This window comes from Halomonas sp. AOP7-E1-9 (assembly GCF_052376035.1).
Taxonomy (GTDB): Bacteria; Pseudomonadota; Gammaproteobacteria; order Pseudomonadales; family Halomonadaceae; genus Vreelandella; species Vreelandella citrativorans.
Window position 1 is genome coordinate 116,102 of record NZ_JBQSVC010000008.1, and the last position, 16,033, is coordinate 132,134.

Below are 16,033 nucleotides of genomic sequence, written 5' to 3' on the forward strand. Positions count from 1 at the left end.
ACGCCCTACACTTTTAGCCGCTTGCCAAACATCATGGCCCCGGCTTTTGTGGTGTTCGCCATTTTACTGAGCAGGATAGAGCCCGTGGCGCCCGTCACTATCAGCAGCAGCACGTAAACCGTTATAGGCAACGCCAACGGCATCACCAACGCATCGGTAATGGCAAAAAACATGGGGTGCGCCAGGTAAATACCAAACGAATACTGGTTGATATAGCGCACCCAGCGAGGCGCTGTGATGTCTTTTAAATAACGCATCGCTACAAGCGTTGAGAGTATGAACAGCGGTATCACCCACACTTCCTTGGATGAGAACTGCAGCCACCCCGCCACACTGGCCGCGACCAGCAGGCAAACCAACACGACCAACCACAAAGGCCACGACAGGTACTGCATCCATAAAGGCCGCAGCGGTGCCTGGGCTCCACTATCAAAGGGGTAGTAACGCACTAGCGCCAGGGCCAGAAAGAACAGATATATCCAGCCCAGAGGCGCTACCCAGAGCAGATACCCCGGCAGCGCCACACCCAGCCAATACGCCACTCCCCAGTACGCCATACTCACCCAACAGCTCACCCACAGCCACGGCACCGGGTTAAAGCGCCACAGCTGCCAACGGGTAAACAGCCAATAAGCGATATAAAACTGCATGGCGATAATCAAGAAATAACCGTGCCACCCGGCGAAAACAAAGTACTCCAGCGCATTGGCGACAAAGCCTACCGACTCCCCTGCCATGTACAGCCGGACCCACTCGGCCGTCGAGTAGATAAAGCCATATACCAGATAAGGCAGCATGACGTACTTTACCCGTTGGGCCAAAAAGCCAGGCGGCACTGCCTTGTCATAGCGCATGGCAAACACAAACACTGAAATGAACAAAAAGATCGGTGTGCCCAATACCAGCGGCAGGCGCATCAGGTCGGTGGCCAGGTTATCCACACGCTGATTAACGTGGTCCAGCAAATGAAATAAAAACACGGCCACGCAGCCGTATGCACGCAACCAGTAAATTTCCTCTATCCTTTTATGCATACCTGCTCCGTGTATGCCTGACATTCGCCTGCGCTGAACAGTGTCGGCGGGTACGGTGTACGACGCTATAACCCTGCGATAATTCCCGGAGGCTGTTTGTCGCTCTTCTCATTTTCACGTGTATTTCATGGGTTGTTACGTTCCTTGTTGACCAGCCTGACAGCCCTGGCGGGCCTATGGAGCCTGTTTAACACCGCCGTTGCTGGCGAGGTGCACTACGCCACCTTTGACTCGCCCACGCTGGGCCACGCCTACCCTTACACCGTGTATCTACCCGACCATTATGACGCCACTGCCGCCGAGCCTTACCCAGTGGTTTATCTGCTCCATGGCTCTTTTGGTAACGAACGAGACTGGCTAGCCAAGGGCAACCTTGCCCAAACCGCTGATCGTTTGATTCGCGCTGGGCACATTCCGCCTGCCGTTTTCATCATGCCCGGTAGTCGCAGCTGGTGGGTAGACGGCCATAATGAGGCCGCCCGCAGCGCCTTTTTTAACGACTTGATGCCGCATATTGAAAACCAGTACCGAGTGGGCGCCACGCGAGCGCTTCGCGGTGTAGGCGGACTATCCGCCGGAGGGTTTGGCGCGCTTAATTTTGCCCTGGAAAAGCCCGAGATGTTTGCCGCCGCCGCAGCGCTAAGCCCGGCAAGCTATCTTCCGTATCCGCCGAGCAACTCCTCAGCACACCGCCATCCCGCGTTCTTGGATGAACAAGGCCATTTTGATACGGCTTTATGGGACCAGCTCAACTACCCCGCTTACCTTGAAGCGTATCGCATTAACGTAACGCCCCGGCCCAGCGCAGAAGAGAGCGACATCCCGATCGTGCCACTTTACATTAGCGCAGGGCGCAGCGATGTGTACGACGCCGAGTTTCACGCCCGTAAGCTACGCCAAGCCATGGAACGCATTCAACCTAATGATGTACGCTTGGACCTCTACCCCGGCGGGCACACTTGGCGCGTTTGGCGTGCCAGCCTACCTGCGGCCTTAACCTTTATGTTTCAGCATATTGGCAAAGGTCCCATTAACCCATAACTAGCAAAACTAATAAAAACCAAACTACACTTGTGTTTTTCGGCCCACTTACAAGGAAACCACGATGCATCGACATATCGAATGGGAAGACCCCGGCAAAGACAGCGTATCCAAACTGTTTGCTAACGACCACCATGAACACGCCCGCATTGGCACCGGCGATATTTTATCCGCTCGCTACCAAGGTCACATCGTTCACGTAAAAGTGGAAGCCTACCGAGAAGAAGACGCCGTGAGTATTGGCAGCGTTGCCGCCATCATGGACACCAAAGGCCACCATCTTAAAGGCCTTCCTGATCTCAACATCGGTGACATTGTCCGGCTCCCCGATGACAAGCGCGCCTTTGAACACTGGGACAAGGATAAATAAGCGGTTCCAGCACTGTTATGACAAAGAGCCTCCATTGAGGCTCTTTTGCTTAAAGCTGAACGCTAGCGTTAATTTCAAGACAGCACTACAACCTCGCCAACTTTCAAGTATTAACCCATTCAAGCAGCGCGGCAGTAACCGTTAGCGCACCCGCGATGGAGGGATGGTCATCTAAATACCCCAACTCATTATCGCTCGCGCAGGGATCAACTTTTCCATTATCGCTCATATCGACCACTGACGGTTCATCCCCGCCTGTGCGGGAATCGCCTTTAAGCGCCATTGACCTTAGTCATACTTAACGTCAGGCTTCCGCGAAAATCCCCTTCCAGTACATGCTACGCTTAATGCCATCCCCCTTTGATGACAGGACTTTCCCGATGCGTTTACACCCTCTTTTAGGCGTACTGCTGTGCGTTGTAGCACTGCCAGCCTTGGCGCAACCCACCAATGAATGGGCGGGTTACGACGATGTATTTGAGCGCGGTGCGCGGCAGGCCAATGTGTGGGAGTGGGGGTGGACAGGTATTTATGGCGCAAGCCTTGTGGTGGATGCTTACCAGGCAAGCGAAGCAAGCGACCGCGATGACCGTTTTGATGCGCGGATCGGTGTGGTGAAATCAGCCTTGGCGCTTGGCGGGGTGTTGTTGGATAGCCAGCCACACCAGGCGGCGTTGGCGCAGTACGAGCGCTTAAAAGCCCGTGGCGAGCTAAGCGGTGTGCAAGCGCTGGGGTTGGAACTTGCCCAGGCCGAGCGGGCACGCCGTGGCTGGGGTGAGCGGGTGAACTCATTGGTGATCAACAGCATTGCGGGCGGTATTATTGCGGCCGATGGCCGCGAGCGCGACGGGGCGATGAACTTTGCCATGGGCATGCTGGTCAATGAACTTCAGATTTGGACCCAGCCCAACCAGGCGTCTTCCGCTATTAACCGCTTTCAGCCCGCCCGCGTTTCGCTTGGCCCAGTGACGATGGACGGCGAGTATGCGCTGCTGGTCTCTCCCCAGCAGATTAGCGCTACATGGCGTTACTAAAACGCCCTGTGGATAAGTTACTTTGGGATGAGTGTGTGAGCGCGTTTGTCATTGTCACGACGTGGTAAGCGCGTAAAATATTCAGCAATTTTTTTGGCTTCGCCAATTGTTATGTTATAACTTATTCTATTGTTAAGAGGGTACTCTGTGAGTCATCGCACGCACCGCCATAACCGGGAGGGGCCTTGCCACTTCTCTTTAATGTCATTGTCGGCCACGAAACGGCTGCTACTGGTGACGATACCGCTTGTGGCGCTGTGGGCGCTGGTGGTGTGGGCTGGTGGGTGGCCTAAATGAGTCAGCGCACAACATCACGCTTACAGCTTAAGAATTTGCACTTGTCCCAAGGGCATCGCACCGTGCTTGAGCATGTGGATGGCGATATCAGGCCGGGGGCTATTACGGCGTTAGTGGGTGCCAATGGGGCCGGTAAAAGCACTCTGATCCAGGCCATTATGGGCGAACTTCGCCCGGCAGGTGGCAACGTCATATGCAGCGTTCCTTCTGAGCGCCGTGCCTGGCTGCCCCAGCAGTTGGCGCTGGACTTAACCTTTCCCATGAGCGTGGAGGAGTTGGTCATGACCGGCAGTTGGCCAAGCCATGGGGCACTAAAAGGCTACTGTGCGGCGCACTACCGTAAAGGTCGCGACATCATGGCGCGCTTGGGTATTTCGCACTTGGCTCACCGCCCGTTAGGCGAGCTTTCCGGTGGCCAGCGCCAGCGGGCCTTGATTGGGCGTACGTTGATGCAGGAAGCCGAGCTGTTACTGCTGGATGAGCCTTTTGCCAACGTGGACAGCGACACGGTCGATATTTTAATCCGTATCCTGCGCCAGATGGCCGATGACGGTACGACGATTATTATTGTTCTGCACGATATGGACCATTTACGCCGCTTGGCCGATGAAATATTGATGTTAAACGGCGGCCATGCCCGCTGGGTGGCACCCAGTGAACTACATCATCAGCCACTGCCCGCCCAGGCAGTACCTTTTACACTGGGGGAGCACCATGCTGGAACTGCTTAACACGTGGCTAATTGCGCCGTTTGATTATGGCTTTATGCGCCGCGCGGTAGTCGGCGGGTTAGCGCTGTCCATTGCGGCCCCGCCCTTGGGCGTTTTTCTGGTGCTACGCGGCATGAGCCTGATTGGCGATGCCTTGGCGCACGCCATTATGCCAGGCGTGGCAATCGGCTTTCTACTGGCCGGGTTCTCGCTGCCCATTATGAGTATTGGCGGCGTATTGTGCGGGTTAATGGTGGCGCTACTTGCCGGAGCTGTATCGAAGATAGGCGGCCAGCGTGAAGATGCGGCCATGGCGAGCTTTTTTATTATCTCGCTGGCGGCGGGGGTCATGCTGATCTCGATGGGAGGCAGCAGCGTTGACTTAACCCACGTTCTGTTTGGATCGATTTTGGCCGTTAACGCCACTGCATTACTACTGATTGCAGGCATCAGCACGCTGATTCTGGTGACCCTGGCGATCATCTTCCGCGCGCTAGTGGTGGAGTGTTTGGACCCGCTTTTTTTACGCGGCCAAAACCGCCGCAACGGCTGGGTGCACAGCGTATTTTTAGCCTTGCTGGTGCTCAACATGACGGCGGGCTTTCAAACGTTGGGCACGATGATGGCGGTAGGTTTAATGATGCTGCCCGCCACCGCCGCGCGTTTTTGGAGTAGGCGCCTTGAAGGCTTGATGGCGATTGCCGTTGTGATCGCCATGGTCGCCAGTACCGGCGGCTTGCTGCTCTCTTTTCATCTGGATATTCCCTCAGGGCCGAGCATTATTCTGCTGGCCGGCGTGGGTTATCTTTTCTCGGCGATGTTCGGGCGCTACCACAGTCTGGCTGCCCGGCTAAGGCGTAAAACAGCCCCGCTCAGTGCGGAGGCATCTACGTAACATCATTCAACAGGAGTCGGTATGTCTTTACGGTTATCTTCGCGCTTATTGGTTGGCGTATCCGCCATGTTGGCACTGCCCGCGGCCATCGCAGCAGACCGCGTTCAGGTGGTGACAAGCTTCTCCATCCTGGCCGATATGGTCGAGAACGTGGGCGGTGAGCACGTTGAAGTAACATCACTGGTGGGGCCTGACGGTGATTCGCACGTCTACTCCCCTCGCCCAGGCGATGCACGCGCACTGACAGAAGCGGATCTTGTGGTGTTCAATGGCCTACTGTTCGAAGGCTGGATGGAGCGGCTCATTGAATCCAGCGGCTACAACGGCGCATTGATCACGGCCACTGATGGCATTAACAAGCTCGACTACCATGGTCATGGGCACGACCACGGGCATGACCACGATCATGACCATAATCACGACCACGACCATGCGCATGGTGAATTTGATCCTCATGCCTGGCAGGATATGGCCCAAACGCGGATTTACGTTGCCAATATCCGTGACGGCCTGATTGAGGCCGATGAGGCTAACGCCGATGAGTACCGGGCTAACGCCGATAACTACCTGGCCAGCATGGCAGAAGTCGATGCTGAAATTCGTGAGCTCATCAGCGAAATCCCGGCCTCAACCAGCGTGATTACTGGCCACGACTCCTTTGGCTACTTCTCGAATGCTTACGGCGTCAACTTTTTGGCACCTACCGGCTTATCGACCGAAGTAGAACCCAGCGGCGCCAGCATGGCCGAGCTGGTGGACGTGATCAACGACCAGAACGTACAAGCCCTGTTCCATGAAAACATGACCAATCCTGCGGTCATTCAGCAGCTTTCTGAAGAGACGAGCCTGCCGATTGCCGGAACACTGTATGCCGATGCGCTTTCTTCCGAGGGCGAAGCGAGCACCTACCTTGGCATGATGCGCCACAATGCGGTAGTGCTGCACGAAGCACTGGCCCAGCCGGGCCATGATGACCATGCGCATGACGGCCACGACCATACACATGACGATCATGACCATGACCACGGGCATGATCACAGCGAGCATAGCCATAGCCACTAGGCATTGGTTGCCAGGGTCAGCCACTCTCTAAAACAGGCCATGGCCTGGGTTTCTGGCCGCGATTGTAAGCGCGTCAGCCAGTACCCGCCTAAACTCACCGCGGTGCTGAACGGTTGTACCAAAGCACCGCTGGTGAGCGGGCGTGAGAACATTGAAGGCGGCGCCAGGGCAATGCCTACGCCCTGCTGTGCGGCTTCTATCATGGCAATAGAAGAGTCAAACACGATACTTCTTGGCACAGAAACACTGCTGGATAACCCCGCCGCCAGTAGCCACTGCGTCCACTCATCGGTGCGATAAGAGCGTAGCCATGTTTCACCCACGACATCGGCCGGCGTCTTTAGCCGGGTGGCGATGTCGGGCGTGCACATGACCGACAGCGAGGCTGGTAACAAGGGCTGGGCCGCAATACCGTGCCAAGCGCCCGTTCCAAAGCGGATAGCAAAGTCAAACCCGTCCGCGGCCATATCCGTGCGATTGTTATGGGTCGAAAGGCGCAGATCAATAAACGGATAGCGCTCCTGAAAGTCAGCAAGCCTGGGCAGCAACCAGCCGACGGCGAACGTGCCCACCGCGCCCACATTCAATACCTCCCGATAGTTCTGCTCGCCTAATTGATCCAGCGTGTGTGTAATCTGATCAAACGACGCCTTGAGGACCGGCAGTAGCATTTCGCCCTCTTGCGTTAACATCAGCCCGCGCGGCAGGCGGGTGAACAGTGCTACCTTCAACTGGCCTTCCAGCAATTTTACGTGATGACTAACGGCCGCTTGCGTCACGCACAGCTCGGCAGCCGCTCGGGTAAAACTCAGGTGCCTGGCCGACGCTTCAAAGGCGCGCAGGGCTTTTAGTGGTAAGTAGGGACGCACGACACAGACCCCCAAATTTTTCTAATGGCTTATGCAAAATATCGCTGTTTGTCACCTTGTACGGTTCGCCGTAACGTAAGCAACGAATCAGCGGGGCCAACGCCCGATGTTAATCAACAACACGTAACGGGTTTTCTGATGAACAAGATGTTAACAGCAAAGAATGCGCTTATTGTGGCAGGTTCGTTTCTTATCAGCGCTTTTGGCTATGCGAATGATGATCCGCGCAGTCTGCCGGTGGCGTCGGTGGTCAACGACACTATCGTAGCCTTGATGGACGCGCACAGTGTCCCGGGCATGGCCTTAGCGGTGAGCGTTAAGGGCACGCCCTATTACTTTAATTATGGGGTCGCCGATCAAGAGGCTGGCGTGCCGGTAACCACCGATACGCTGTTTGAGTTGGGTTCCGTCAGCAAGACGTTTACGGCGACGCTGGCGGCTTACGCTCAGGCCAGCGGTGCTCTGTCACTTTCCGACCCCGCCAGCCAGTACCTGCCAGCCCTTGAAGGAAGCGCCTTTGATAACATCAGCCTATTGGAACTGGGCACCTACACGGCGGGTGGGCTGCCGTTGCAGTTTCCAGATAGCGTCAACAACGAAGACGACATGGTCGCCTACTACCGCCAGTGGGCACCGACGTATGCGCCAGGCACTCATCGGCTCTATTCAAATCCGAGCATTGGATTACTCGGTTACCTGACCGCCCAGCGGCTTGGAAAACCTTACGCCCAGTTGATGGAAGCGCACGTGTTTTCAGCATTCGGCCTTGAACACAGCTACCTGCAGGTACCTGAAGACGCGCAGGCGAACTACGCCTTCGGGTACTCAAAAGAGGATGAGCCGATTCGGGTGAACCCCGGCGTACTGGATGCAGAGGCCTACGGGGTAAAGTCGAATAGCGCCGATATGCTGGCGTTCATTAACGCCAACATGGACAGCTCAGCGGTGGATGAACCGCTGCGCGAAGCACTGGAAGCAACCCGGATGGGCTACGTCAACATGGGCGATATGACCCAAGGCCTCGGTTGGGAACGCTATGCCTACCCTGTGTCGCTTGACCAGCTACAAGCAGGCAATTCGCTGGAGATGGTGCTGGAGGCTAACAAGGCCGAGCAGCTTCAGACACCGCTACCGGCAGATGACGATGTGTGGTTTAACAAGACGGGCTCAACCAATGGCTTTGGCGCTTATGTCGCCTTTGTACCCAGCCAGCAAATAGGCATCGTGATGCTCGCCAACCGCAATTATCCCAACCAGGCACGTATTGAGGCCGCCCACCATATTCTGACGACACTTGCGGCGACGCCCTGAAAAAAACCGCCTTTATGCCACGAGCCTTCCTAAAGGCTCGTCATTAAAGCGCTCTTTTATGCATTGCATTTTGGGTGGTGGATAAGGAGACTTGCACTACCGCGATCCCCCCACTGCAAAGAGCCAACACCATGCGCCTTAACGCCGACTTTAGCCACTTTGCCTGCGTAACGCCGGACCAATATCAATGGGTCGATTCGCCCAGTGCAGGCGTCACACGCATGATGCTTGATCGCATCGGCGAGGAAGTCGCCAGAGCGACCAGCCTGGTACGCTACGCGCCCAACAGCCAGTTCACCTCACATACCCACGACGGCGGGGAAGAGATTCTTGTACTAGAGGGCGTGTTCGGTGATGAGCACGGCCGCTACCCCGCGGGCACCTATCTGCGCAATCCTATCGGTACGGGCCACACCCCGCACATAGGCGATGAGGGCGCGCTCATCCTGGTGAAGCTTCACCAGTTTGCAGCCAATGACATTCTTCAACTGGCCGTACCTGCCCACCGTTTACCTTGGCAGCCGGACCGCCGCCCAGGCATTACCTATAAAATGCTGCATACCTTTCACCAGGAGCGCGCCAGCCTGGAGCGGTGGGAGGCGGGCGTGACGATTGCCTACCCGACGCTGGGTGGTGGCCTGGAGGCGTTTGTTCTGGAAGGCACCTTGTGCGACGGCGATACCGAATACCCGACGGGCAGCTGGTGTCGCTACCCTCCCGGCGCCGCTCCCCAACTTAGCGCGGGCAGCGCAGGGGTCAAGCTCTACTTAAAACGCGGGCACCTGCGGCTTGATTAACGAGTCAGGCCAAGAAATGGCAGCAGCGTAAGCAGTGCCACCATAACGACCGCCACCATTACCAGGGTGACCTGAAAGGGATGCGCCGCCAAGCGGCGCCATAAGGTAGGTGCATCGCCTTGGCTCACGGCCTCGGCGTGCGCTTGCCGAGCCTTGGTGAAGCGCTCGGCTTGATACACCGCCAGTGCTGCTTCGGCCGCCTCACGCTGGGTTTCATCACGCAGCCAGATCGCGTCCACCCCTAAGCGGAAAAAACCGGCCTGCGTTTCATAGGTATCAAAACCATGTTCTGCCAGTAGTGAGCGGACTTCCATGGCTTCTTCATCGGTAACGTAGCGCAGCCGAAACAGCAAGTGTGCCATATCAGTCGCCCATCGCCGCCATTAGGTCGGCCTGGATAACTTCGATCCAATAGCCGTCCGGGTCTTTCACAAAAATGACGCCCTGCATTTTGCCTTGATCCGCCCGCTTTATGAACGTCACATCGTGCTCATCAAACCACGCCTGGGCCGCTTCCAAGTCCGGCACGCTAAAGCAGATATGTCCAAAGCCCTGCGGTTCGGCATTGCCATCGTGGTAGGCAAAATCGTCCTGGTCTTCGGTGCCCCAGTTATGGGTAAGTTCTAACAACCCCTTTTGGCTGAAGGTCCAGGCCGTACGCGCCTGGGTATCTTCCGGCACCTGGTCGTTGGCTTCCAGGTTCGCCAGAAAGTAGAGCGAAAACTGCATCTCTTCGAAATCCAGCCGACGCAGCACCTGCATGCCAAATACCTGGGAGTAAAAGGCCAATGAACGCTCGGGGTCTTTCGCCCGCAGCATCGTATGGTTTAAGCGAAACCCTTGGGTTTGCGCAGGGGCCGGACGAACGCCTTTATGCTGTTCACCTTGCAAAGTCATCTTGGGCTCCTTGTGGGGAATTATGCTGTTAAATGAATTGATTGAGCGGTTATCTTTGACAAAAACCATACCGTGTACAAGCCTATCTCTAACCGTTTCACACCGCATGATACCGTTGTGATGACATACCATGAGGGCAGAACAGCCATTATTCCAGCCCCGCTTACCCTACCGGCCTCCCCTTACACATCGCCTGCGCTTTACAGCACCGCCCAAGGCAAGGATAGTAGCCTGACGACAGGGGCGCTTGAGACGCTCAAGCTGAGATGCACCCTTAGAACCTGAACCGGATAATACCGGCGTAGGAAGTCGCGGTGTCATCACACCCGATCTACGCTGTGAGGTGGCCATGACATCACTCCCGCTGAGCGACGCGCTTTCCGCTGTACAACGCACCACGCCGTTAGTGCACTGTATTACCAATTTTGTAGCGATGAACAGCACAGCTAACTGCCTGCTGGCTGTCGGCGCTTCCCCTGCCATGCTGCATTCAACTGAGGAAGTCGCTGAGTTTACTCGCTTGGCCGGGGCACTTTCGATCAATATCGGCACGCCTTCACCACACTGGGCAGAAGGTATGCAACTTGCCGCCAGAACGGCCAACGAGAGCAATACGCCTTGGGTATTGGACCCGGTTGCGGTGGGCGCCACTTACTACCGTCAAACGCTTTCACAAACGCTATTGGCTTTTAAGCCCAGCGTGATCCGTGGCAATACCTCAGAAATCATGACGCTTTCCGGCTTGACCCACGCGGGCCGAGGAGTGGATGCCACAGCCTCTACGGATGAAGCGCGTGAGGCTGCCATAAACCTCGCCAAGCAGCAACGCTGTGTTGTCGCGATGACCGGCGTTCAGGATTTTATTACCGATGGCACTCAGCACTGGCGTCTGAGCGGCGGGCACGCGCTTATGCCGCGTGTCACTACGCTTGGCTGTGCGTTAAGTGCCACCGTTGCCGCCTTTGTAGCGGCCAGCCCCGAAGCTCCCTTGAACGCCACGTTAGCCGCACTTACAAGCTTTGCTATCGCGGGTAGCCGCGCTGGACAACAGGCGGCAGGCCCGGGTAGTTTTCAGGTAGCCCTGTTGGACGCCTTGTATCAGCTAACACCTACAGACGTCCGTCAGTTTACCGGGCTGGAGGAAGGCTAATGCGTTTTGATCTTTCGCTTTATCTGGTCACTGACGCTCAACTCTGTAAAGCCGCAGGGCTAGAGCGCACCGTGATTGAGGCCGTCAAAGGGGGCGTCAGCTTTGTTCAACTGCGCGATAAACACGCAAGCGATACCGACATGATTGAACAGGCCAAGCGTTTGAAAGCCGCCCTGGCGGGTAGCGGGGTACCGCTGGTGATTAATGACCGCTTGAACGTTGCCTTGCAAAGCGGCGCCGATGGGCTGCATGTCGGCCAAAGCGATACAGCGGTTCAAGAGGCACGGGCAGCCATGGGGCCAGAGGCAATTATCGGGCTTTCGATTAATACGCTTGAGCAGCTTCACGCAGCCCCCGTGGCCCTGCTCGACTACGTGGGCCTGGGCCCGGTGTTTACCACCCAAAGCAAGCAGGACCATGCTAAACCGTTGGGGTTTGAAGGCCTGGCTCAATTAGCCGCGGCCTGCACCTTGCCAAGCGTGGCCATTGGCGGGCTCAAGGCTGAACACGCCCAGCAGGTCGTTGCAGCCGGTGCCAATGGCTTGGCGGTTATCTCCGCCATTTGTGGCCAGCCTGACCCTTACCAGGCCGCACGGGCGTTGGCTCGGCCATGAACCAGCTCGACCATATTGCCGCTTTTGTCAAAGTTGCCGAGCTTGGCAGCTACACGCGGGCCGCTGAGGCGTTGGATCTTTCCCGCACGCGGGTATCACGCGTTGTCATGGCCCTTGAAGAGACGCTCGGGGTGCGGCTTATTCAGCGCACCACGCGGCGCCTGCATTTAACCGCCGAGGGCGAGCGCTACCTTGCGCATGCCCAAGCGATTTTACAGGCCCTTGATGAGGCTGCCGCCGACGTAGGCAGCGGCATTTCTGAAATAAGCGGCCGTTTACGCATCAACGGCCCCATGAGTTTTGGCATGCGCCACCTCTCCCCGCTGGTGGCGCGCTTTATGGTGGCATATCCTGGCCTGGATGTACGCCTGGATTTAGGTGACCGCCGCGTGGATCTTCTCGAAGAGGGCTACGATGTGGCCATTCGTATTGGCAACCTGCCCGACTCAAGCCTGATCGCCAGGCGCCTGACGCGCTGTCAAATGCTGTTTTGCGCATCTCCGGCGTACCTTGAAACCCATGGCGTGCCGGCAAATGCAGAGGCGCTTGCGCACCACCGCTGCCTGCGTTACCGCAGCGATTTAGCCAATAGCAACTGGCGTTTTGAACATATGACACTGACACCCCAAGGCCCGCTTGAAAGCAACAATGGCGATGTTTTAACCCATGCCGCCGAGGCAGGCATCGGTATCGCTCATCAACCCAGCTTTTTGGTAACGGAGAGCATTATCGCTGGGCGGCTGGTTCAGGTACTGCCGCACATCCCCCCCAAGATGCTGGATATTCATGCCATTTACCCTGCGCGACGCTTTTTACCTGCCAAGGTAGAGCGGTTTATTGAGTTGTTAACGGACGCCTGGGGTAGCCCGCCTTACTGGGAGCAGGAGATGGGATTGTCGCCTATTTCGCAACAGTGATGTTTGGTACGCGTGGATTATCTCTGCCGTCAATGAACGTAAAGTGTCCCCATTGAACTTTCAGCACTGCCCAATGGAGATACCCCATGAATGCATCTTCTTCCACCATGAGCACGAACCTTCAACCCCACGCCATCGCTCTGCTGCGACTATCACTTGGCGTGATGGCACTCGCCCATGGCCTGACCAAGGTGTTTGTGTTTACCCTGCCGGGCACGGTCGCCTACTTTGAGTCACTGGGCCTACCAAGCGTTATAGCCTACTTAACGATTCTGGGAGAAGTTGGCGGCGGCCTGGCCTTGATTCTGGGTATTTATACGCGCTGGATTAGCCTTGCAATGATTCCTCTGCTGCTGGGTGCTACGTCCGTGCATCTTGGCAACGGCTGGGCGTTTACCAACGCTGGCGGTGGTTGGGAGTTCCCGGCATTCTGGACCGTTGCCCTGCTCGTGCAGGCAGGTTTAGGCGGCGGCAGCTTTACACTGAACCGCCGCGTTAGCTAATCGCGTTAGGCGCACCCAAACGAGTTTATCTATCACCTTTTCTCCGCCATGCCTTTGCTCGCGCCCTGGTCACTGCCAGGGCCTTCTGCCAGGAGACGTTGTTATGCTACCCAGTCTTTTTATATCCCACGGCTCTCCCATGCTGATCCTCACCCCTACGCCTGCCCATCACTTTTTACGTTCGCTGGGCAAGCGACTGACGCCCAAGGCGATCATTGTGGTTTCGGCGCACTGGGAAAGTCAGACGCTGAAAGTCAGTAACAGCCCTTCGCCAGAAACCCTTCATGACTTCGGCGGCTTTCCCCGCGAACTGTTCGAGCAGCAGTACCCGGCACCTGGCGAGCCTGCACTGGCCAACCGCTTGGCCAAATTACTGGGGGCCTCAGAAGTGGAACGAGGGTTTGACCACGGCACCTGGGCACCTCTTTCGCTGATGTTTCCCAAGGCGGATATTCCTGTCGTTACGCTATCGCTGCCTGTGCGTTGGTCTAACGACAAGCTCGTTGAGCTGGGTAAGCGCCTGGCGCCACTGCGTGAAGAAGGTATTCTAGTGATCGGGTCGGGCAGCCTGACCCATAACCTTTACGAAACCATGCCGCTTGATAACCCGATGCCCAACTGGGTCGGCGCTTTTGCAGAGTGGGTCGATACTCAGCTTGTGAACAATGACCGTGAGGCGTTGCTTGCCTGGCAAACGGCCCCCGAAGCGAGCAGGAACCATCCAACGCCCGAGCATTTTCAGCCGTTACTGGTAGCCATGGGCGCAGGCGATGATGTCACACCGCTCCACCGCAGCGTTGAGCATGGCGTGCTGGCAATGAACGCGTACGCCTTTGCCTAGCCTAAGCGATTGCGCGCGTACGTGTGCACTGGTGAAAAGCCGTTGTGGGTCGTGACATCAACCATAAAAAAACCCCACCAGCTCATAAAAGCTGGTGGGGTTTTTTGACATTTAAAACAAGGCTTAAAGGCTTGCGTTGACCACCATGCACTCCATGCCTTGCAGTTGTAGTTCACGGCAGGCTTCACGGGCGCGATGCTCATCCAAAGCCACCAGGCGAGCACGGTATACCGGCGTCTGGCCTTCAAGTGTATCCACCTCCACGCGCCCGGCCAAGTTTTGCGTTAAGCGTTGGGCCGCTTGTTGGGCCAGCTGTTGAGCCTGCCCTTGCTGGCTAAATGCACCCACCTGGATACCCCAGGCGCCGGCCGGGGGAGCTTCCACCAAGCGCTCACTTTGAATAAAGTCCTGCAAAGGGTCAGCGTTAGACGCGCGGGACGCCTCGGCCGGGCCTTCAACGGTGATCGTGGCCAGTTGCTCGTCTACGCTGGTATTAGGGGCAGGTGACAGCGTGGTCGTTTCAATACTGGCAAGCATTTGGCTTGGCGCAGGTGTTGGCGCCTTGGGGGGTGCCACGGGAGGTGTAGAACCACCAAACCCCATAAACTCCTGAGAAAAACTGGTATTGGCGACCCATGTACGCTGATCGCGCAGCTCAGCGCGCATAAAGCCTCGGTCGAGTAAATCGGCCATATGAGTATCACGCGATGAAGAGCTAAACCCTCCCATCACAATGGCAACCAGCCGCCGGCCATCATGCACGGCAGTCGTCGCGACGTTAAAACCAGAGGCACGAATAAAGCCGGTTTTTAAGCCATCAGCGCCAGGGTAGTCGCGCACCAGCCGATTATGACTGGTGTGGCGCTTGTCGCGATAAGTAAATTCCTGAAGACCGAAGTAATGGTAATACTGTGGAAAATCCTGCATGACACGCACCGAGAGCGTGAGCATGTCCCGCGCGGAGGTAATTTGCTGGTCATCAGGAAGCCCGGAGGCGTTGCGGAAGGTCGTGGCTGTCATACCTAACTCTCGCGCCTTTTCGGTCATAAGCCGCGCAAAGCGCTGCTCGCTACCGCCCAACGCTTCAGCCACCACAACGGCGACATCATTCGCCGAACGCACAGCCAGGGCGCGGATAGCGGTATCGACAGGAATCGTACTGCCCGCAGAAAGCCATAATTTGGTAGCGGGCATGGCCGCGGCCTGGGCAGAAACAGCGAGGGGCTCATTGAGCGTTAAAGTGCCACTTTCCAGCGCTTCAAAGGTCATGTACAGCGTCATCATTTTGGTCAGCGAAGCAGGATAACGCGGTGCATCCACATTTTCTGCGTATAAAACTTCACCGTTATCAAGGTCGACCACAATACCTGCGTAACGTGGATTCGCCTGCACGGTCGAGGTGGTGATGATCAATAGCAGTAACATCGTTACCGCTAGCCATGCCCTCGACGCCTTGTTATCGTTTACTCCCCTCGTCACCATGTCTGCCCCTTGATGATTCATTTACGCTGGAAACGAGACGCACACTTCTTCCTCGGCCTGCACGCGTACACCCCCGCATTGAATAATGCGCCATGAATCAGTTCCCAAGGGTAAACAACTGCAGCGCCAATGGCCCCGTCAATTCACTCTAGACTAGCACGCTCGTCGGACAATTTAACGTTTATAGCGGCATTACTCGATACGCCAGG

19 protein-coding genes and 1 riboswitch are annotated in these 16,033 nt (G+C 56.5%); of the genes, 13 read left to right on the forward strand and 6 right to left on the reverse strand.

Annotated elements, in window-relative coordinates; translation table 11 throughout:
• Positions 1-5: 5 nt before the first annotated feature.
• Entirely contained in the window at positions 6-1,034 is a 1,029-nt protein-coding gene (locus ACT3R4_RS07075; protein WP_172117683.1) for an acyltransferase family protein, read from the reverse strand.
• 165 nt (positions 1,035-1,199) lie between these two features.
• Here ACT3R4_RS07075 and ACT3R4_RS07080 point away from each other — a divergent pair, with 165 nt between their 5' ends.
• Positions 1,200-2,075: an alpha/beta hydrolase gene (locus tag ACT3R4_RS07080; protein ID WP_226913444.1), complete on the forward strand. Its 876-nt coding sequence runs from the start codon at positions 1,200-1,202 to the stop codon at positions 2,073-2,075.
• A 64-nt stretch (positions 2,076-2,139) separates the two neighbouring features.
• Positions 2,140-2,445 (forward strand): hypothetical protein, encoded by a 306-nt coding sequence (locus tag ACT3R4_RS07085; protein ID WP_193053628.1) that lies wholly within the window; start codon positions 2,140-2,142, stop codon positions 2,443-2,445.
• Positions 2,446-2,548: 103 nt separating this feature from the next.
• Here the strand turns inward: ACT3R4_RS07085 and ACT3R4_RS07090 are convergent, their stop codons facing one another.
• Positions 2,549-2,728: a hypothetical protein gene (locus tag ACT3R4_RS07090; RefSeq protein ID WP_193053629.1), complete on the reverse strand. Its 180-nt coding sequence runs from the start codon at positions 2,726-2,728 to the stop codon at positions 2,549-2,551.
• Positions 2,729-2,825: 97 nt separating this feature from the next.
• Between ACT3R4_RS07090 and ACT3R4_RS07095 the strand changes: the two genes are divergently transcribed.
• The 4 genes from ACT3R4_RS07095 to ACT3R4_RS07110 all read left to right on the forward strand — a co-directional run bounded on the left by ACT3R4_RS07095 (position 2,826) and on the right by ACT3R4_RS07110 (position 6,443).
• The gene (locus tag ACT3R4_RS07095; RefSeq protein WP_193053630.1) at positions 2,826-3,479 is read left to right on the forward strand and encodes a hypothetical protein; all 654 of its coding nucleotides are present in this window, start codon (positions 2,826-2,828) and stop codon (positions 3,477-3,479) included.
• A gap of 293 nt (positions 3,480-3,772) precedes the next feature.
• Complete coding sequence (locus tag ACT3R4_RS07100) at positions 3,773-4,507, forward strand: metal ABC transporter ATP-binding protein (RefSeq protein ID WP_193053631.1); 735 nt, start codon at positions 3,773-3,775, stop codon at positions 4,505-4,507.
• Positions 4,491-5,381, forward strand: a complete 891-nt coding sequence (locus ACT3R4_RS07105; RefSeq protein WP_172117693.1) for a metal ABC transporter permease — start codon at positions 4,491-4,493, stop codon at positions 5,379-5,381. The genes ACT3R4_RS07100 and ACT3R4_RS07105 overlap by 17 nt, the downstream gene beginning before the upstream one ends.
• A 21-nt stretch (positions 5,382-5,402) precedes the next feature.
• Positions 5,403-6,443: a metal ABC transporter substrate-binding protein gene (locus tag ACT3R4_RS07110; RefSeq protein WP_441678135.1), complete on the forward strand. Its 1,041-nt coding sequence runs from the start codon at positions 5,403-5,405 to the stop codon at positions 6,441-6,443.
• Here the strand turns inward: ACT3R4_RS07110 and ACT3R4_RS07115 are convergent.
• Positions 6,440-7,312, reverse strand: coding sequence for a LysR family transcriptional regulator (locus tag ACT3R4_RS07115; protein WP_441678133.1), 873 nt, complete (start codon positions 7,310-7,312; stop codon positions 6,440-6,442). The genes ACT3R4_RS07110 and ACT3R4_RS07115 overlap by 4 nt on opposite strands.
• Positions 7,313-7,459: 147 nt before the next feature.
• Here ACT3R4_RS07115 and ampC point away from each other — a divergent pair, with 147 nt between their 5' ends.
• Entirely contained in the window at positions 7,460-8,623 is a 1,164-nt protein-coding gene (ampC, locus tag ACT3R4_RS07120; RefSeq protein ID WP_441678231.1) for a class C beta-lactamase, read from the forward strand.
• Positions 8,624-8,754: 131 nt separating this feature from the next.
• Complete coding sequence (locus ACT3R4_RS07125) at positions 8,755-9,420, forward strand: cupin domain-containing protein (protein WP_441678131.1); 666 nt, start codon at positions 8,755-8,757, stop codon at positions 9,418-9,420.
• On the opposite strand, the gene ACT3R4_RS07130 is transcribed toward ACT3R4_RS07125, so the two are convergent.
• Both ACT3R4_RS07130 and gloA read right to left on the reverse strand, forming a co-directional pair.
• Complete coding sequence (locus ACT3R4_RS07130) at positions 9,417-9,782, reverse strand: DUF6164 family protein (protein WP_087108910.1); 366 nt, start codon at positions 9,780-9,782, stop codon at positions 9,417-9,419. The genes ACT3R4_RS07125 and ACT3R4_RS07130 overlap by 4 nt on opposite strands.
• Position 9,783: 1 nt before the next feature.
• On the reverse strand, positions 9,784-10,317 hold the full coding sequence (gene gloA / locus ACT3R4_RS07135) for a lactoylglutathione lyase (RefSeq protein ID WP_172117697.1): 534 nt from the start codon (positions 10,315-10,317) through the stop codon (positions 9,784-9,786).
• 229 nt (positions 10,318-10,546) lie between these two features.
• Positions 10,547-10,642, forward strand: a riboswitch (TPP riboswitch).
• Between the two features lie 24 nt (positions 10,643-10,666).
• On the opposite strand from gloA, the gene thiM reads away from it, so the two are divergent.
• The 5 genes from thiM to ACT3R4_RS07160 all read left to right on the forward strand — a co-directional run bounded on the left by thiM (position 10,667) and on the right by ACT3R4_RS07160 (position 14,342).
• A complete protein-coding gene (thiM, locus tag ACT3R4_RS07140) occupies positions 10,667-11,467 on the forward strand; it encodes a hydroxyethylthiazole kinase (RefSeq protein ID WP_193056585.1) in 801 nt (266 codons plus the stop codon).
• Entirely contained in the window at positions 11,467-12,081 is a 615-nt protein-coding gene (gene thiE / locus ACT3R4_RS07145) for a thiamine phosphate synthase (RefSeq protein WP_193056586.1), read from the forward strand. The genes thiM and thiE overlap by 1 nt, the downstream gene beginning before the upstream one ends.
• Positions 12,078-12,998, forward strand: a complete 921-nt coding sequence (locus ACT3R4_RS07150; protein WP_193056587.1) for a LysR family transcriptional regulator — start codon at positions 12,078-12,080, stop codon at positions 12,996-12,998. Before thiE ends, ACT3R4_RS07150 begins: the two co-directional genes overlap by 4 nt.
• A gap of 86 nt (positions 12,999-13,084) precedes the next feature.
• Positions 13,085-13,501 (forward strand): DoxX family protein, encoded by a 417-nt coding sequence (locus ACT3R4_RS07155; protein WP_193053638.1) that lies wholly within the window; start codon positions 13,085-13,087, stop codon positions 13,499-13,501.
• Positions 13,502-13,604: 103 nt separating this feature from the next.
• On the forward strand, positions 13,605-14,342 hold the full coding sequence (locus tag ACT3R4_RS07160) for a DODA-type extradiol aromatic ring-opening family dioxygenase (protein ID WP_193053639.1): 738 nt from the start codon (positions 13,605-13,607) through the stop codon (positions 14,340-14,342).
• Positions 14,343-14,465: 123 nt separating this feature from the next.
• Here ACT3R4_RS07160 and ACT3R4_RS07165 read toward each other — a convergent pair whose 3' ends face one another.
• The gene (locus ACT3R4_RS07165) at positions 14,466-15,824 is read right to left on the reverse strand and encodes a D-alanyl-D-alanine carboxypeptidase family protein (RefSeq protein ID WP_407647882.1); all 1,359 of its coding nucleotides are present in this window, start codon (positions 15,822-15,824) and stop codon (positions 14,466-14,468) included.
• Between the last annotated feature and the right edge of the window lie 209 nt (positions 15,825-16,033).

Coding starts and splice junctions, on each gene's coding strand:
- ACT3R4_RS07150 (WP_193056587.1), top strand. CDS start 12,078: ATGAACCAGCTCGACCATATTGCCGCTTTTGTCAAAGTTGCCGAGCTT.
- ACT3R4_RS07085 (WP_193053628.1), top strand. CDS start 2,140: ATGCATCGACATATCGAATGGGAAGACCCCGGCAAAGACAGCGTATCC.
- ACT3R4_RS07125 (WP_441678131.1), top strand. CDS start 8,755: ATGCGCCTTAACGCCGACTTTAGCCACTTTGCCTGCGTAACGCCGGAC.
- ACT3R4_RS07090 (WP_193053629.1), bottom strand. CDS start 2,728: ATGGCGCTTAAAGGCGATTCCCGCACAGGCGGGGATGAACCGTCAGTG.
- gloA (WP_172117697.1), bottom strand. CDS start 10,317: ATGACTTTGCAAGGTGAACAGCATAAAGGCGTTCGTCCGGCCCCTGCG.
- ACT3R4_RS07165 (WP_407647882.1), bottom strand. CDS start 15,824: ATGGTGACGAGGGGAGTAAACGATAACAAGGCGTCGAGGGCATGGCTA.
- ACT3R4_RS07160 (WP_193053639.1), top strand. CDS start 13,605: ATGCTACCCAGTCTTTTTATATCCCACGGCTCTCCCATGCTGATCCTC.
- ACT3R4_RS07110 (WP_441678135.1), top strand. CDS start 5,403: ATGTCTTTACGGTTATCTTCGCGCTTATTGGTTGGCGTATCCGCCATG.
- ACT3R4_RS07095 (WP_193053630.1), top strand. CDS start 2,826: ATGCGTTTACACCCTCTTTTAGGCGTACTGCTGTGCGTTGTAGCACTG.
- thiM (WP_193056585.1), top strand. CDS start 10,667: ATGACATCACTCCCGCTGAGCGACGCGCTTTCCGCTGTACAACGCACC.
- ACT3R4_RS07105 (WP_172117693.1), top strand. CDS start 4,491: ATGCTGGAACTGCTTAACACGTGGCTAATTGCGCCGTTTGATTATGGC.
- ACT3R4_RS07155 (WP_193053638.1), top strand. CDS start 13,085: ATGAATGCATCTTCTTCCACCATGAGCACGAACCTTCAACCCCACGCC.
- ACT3R4_RS07130 (WP_087108910.1), bottom strand. CDS start 9,782: ATGGCACACTTGCTGTTTCGGCTGCGCTACGTTACCGATGAAGAAGCC.
- ampC (WP_441678231.1), top strand. CDS start 7,460: ATGTTAACAGCAAAGAATGCGCTTATTGTGGCAGGTTCGTTTCTTATC.
- ACT3R4_RS07075 (WP_172117683.1), bottom strand. CDS start 1,034: ATGCATAAAAGGATAGAGGAAATTTACTGGTTGCGTGCATACGGCTGC.
- ACT3R4_RS07100 (WP_193053631.1), top strand. CDS start 3,773: ATGAGTCAGCGCACAACATCACGCTTACAGCTTAAGAATTTGCACTTG.
- thiE (WP_193056586.1), top strand. CDS start 11,467: ATGCGTTTTGATCTTTCGCTTTATCTGGTCACTGACGCTCAACTCTGT.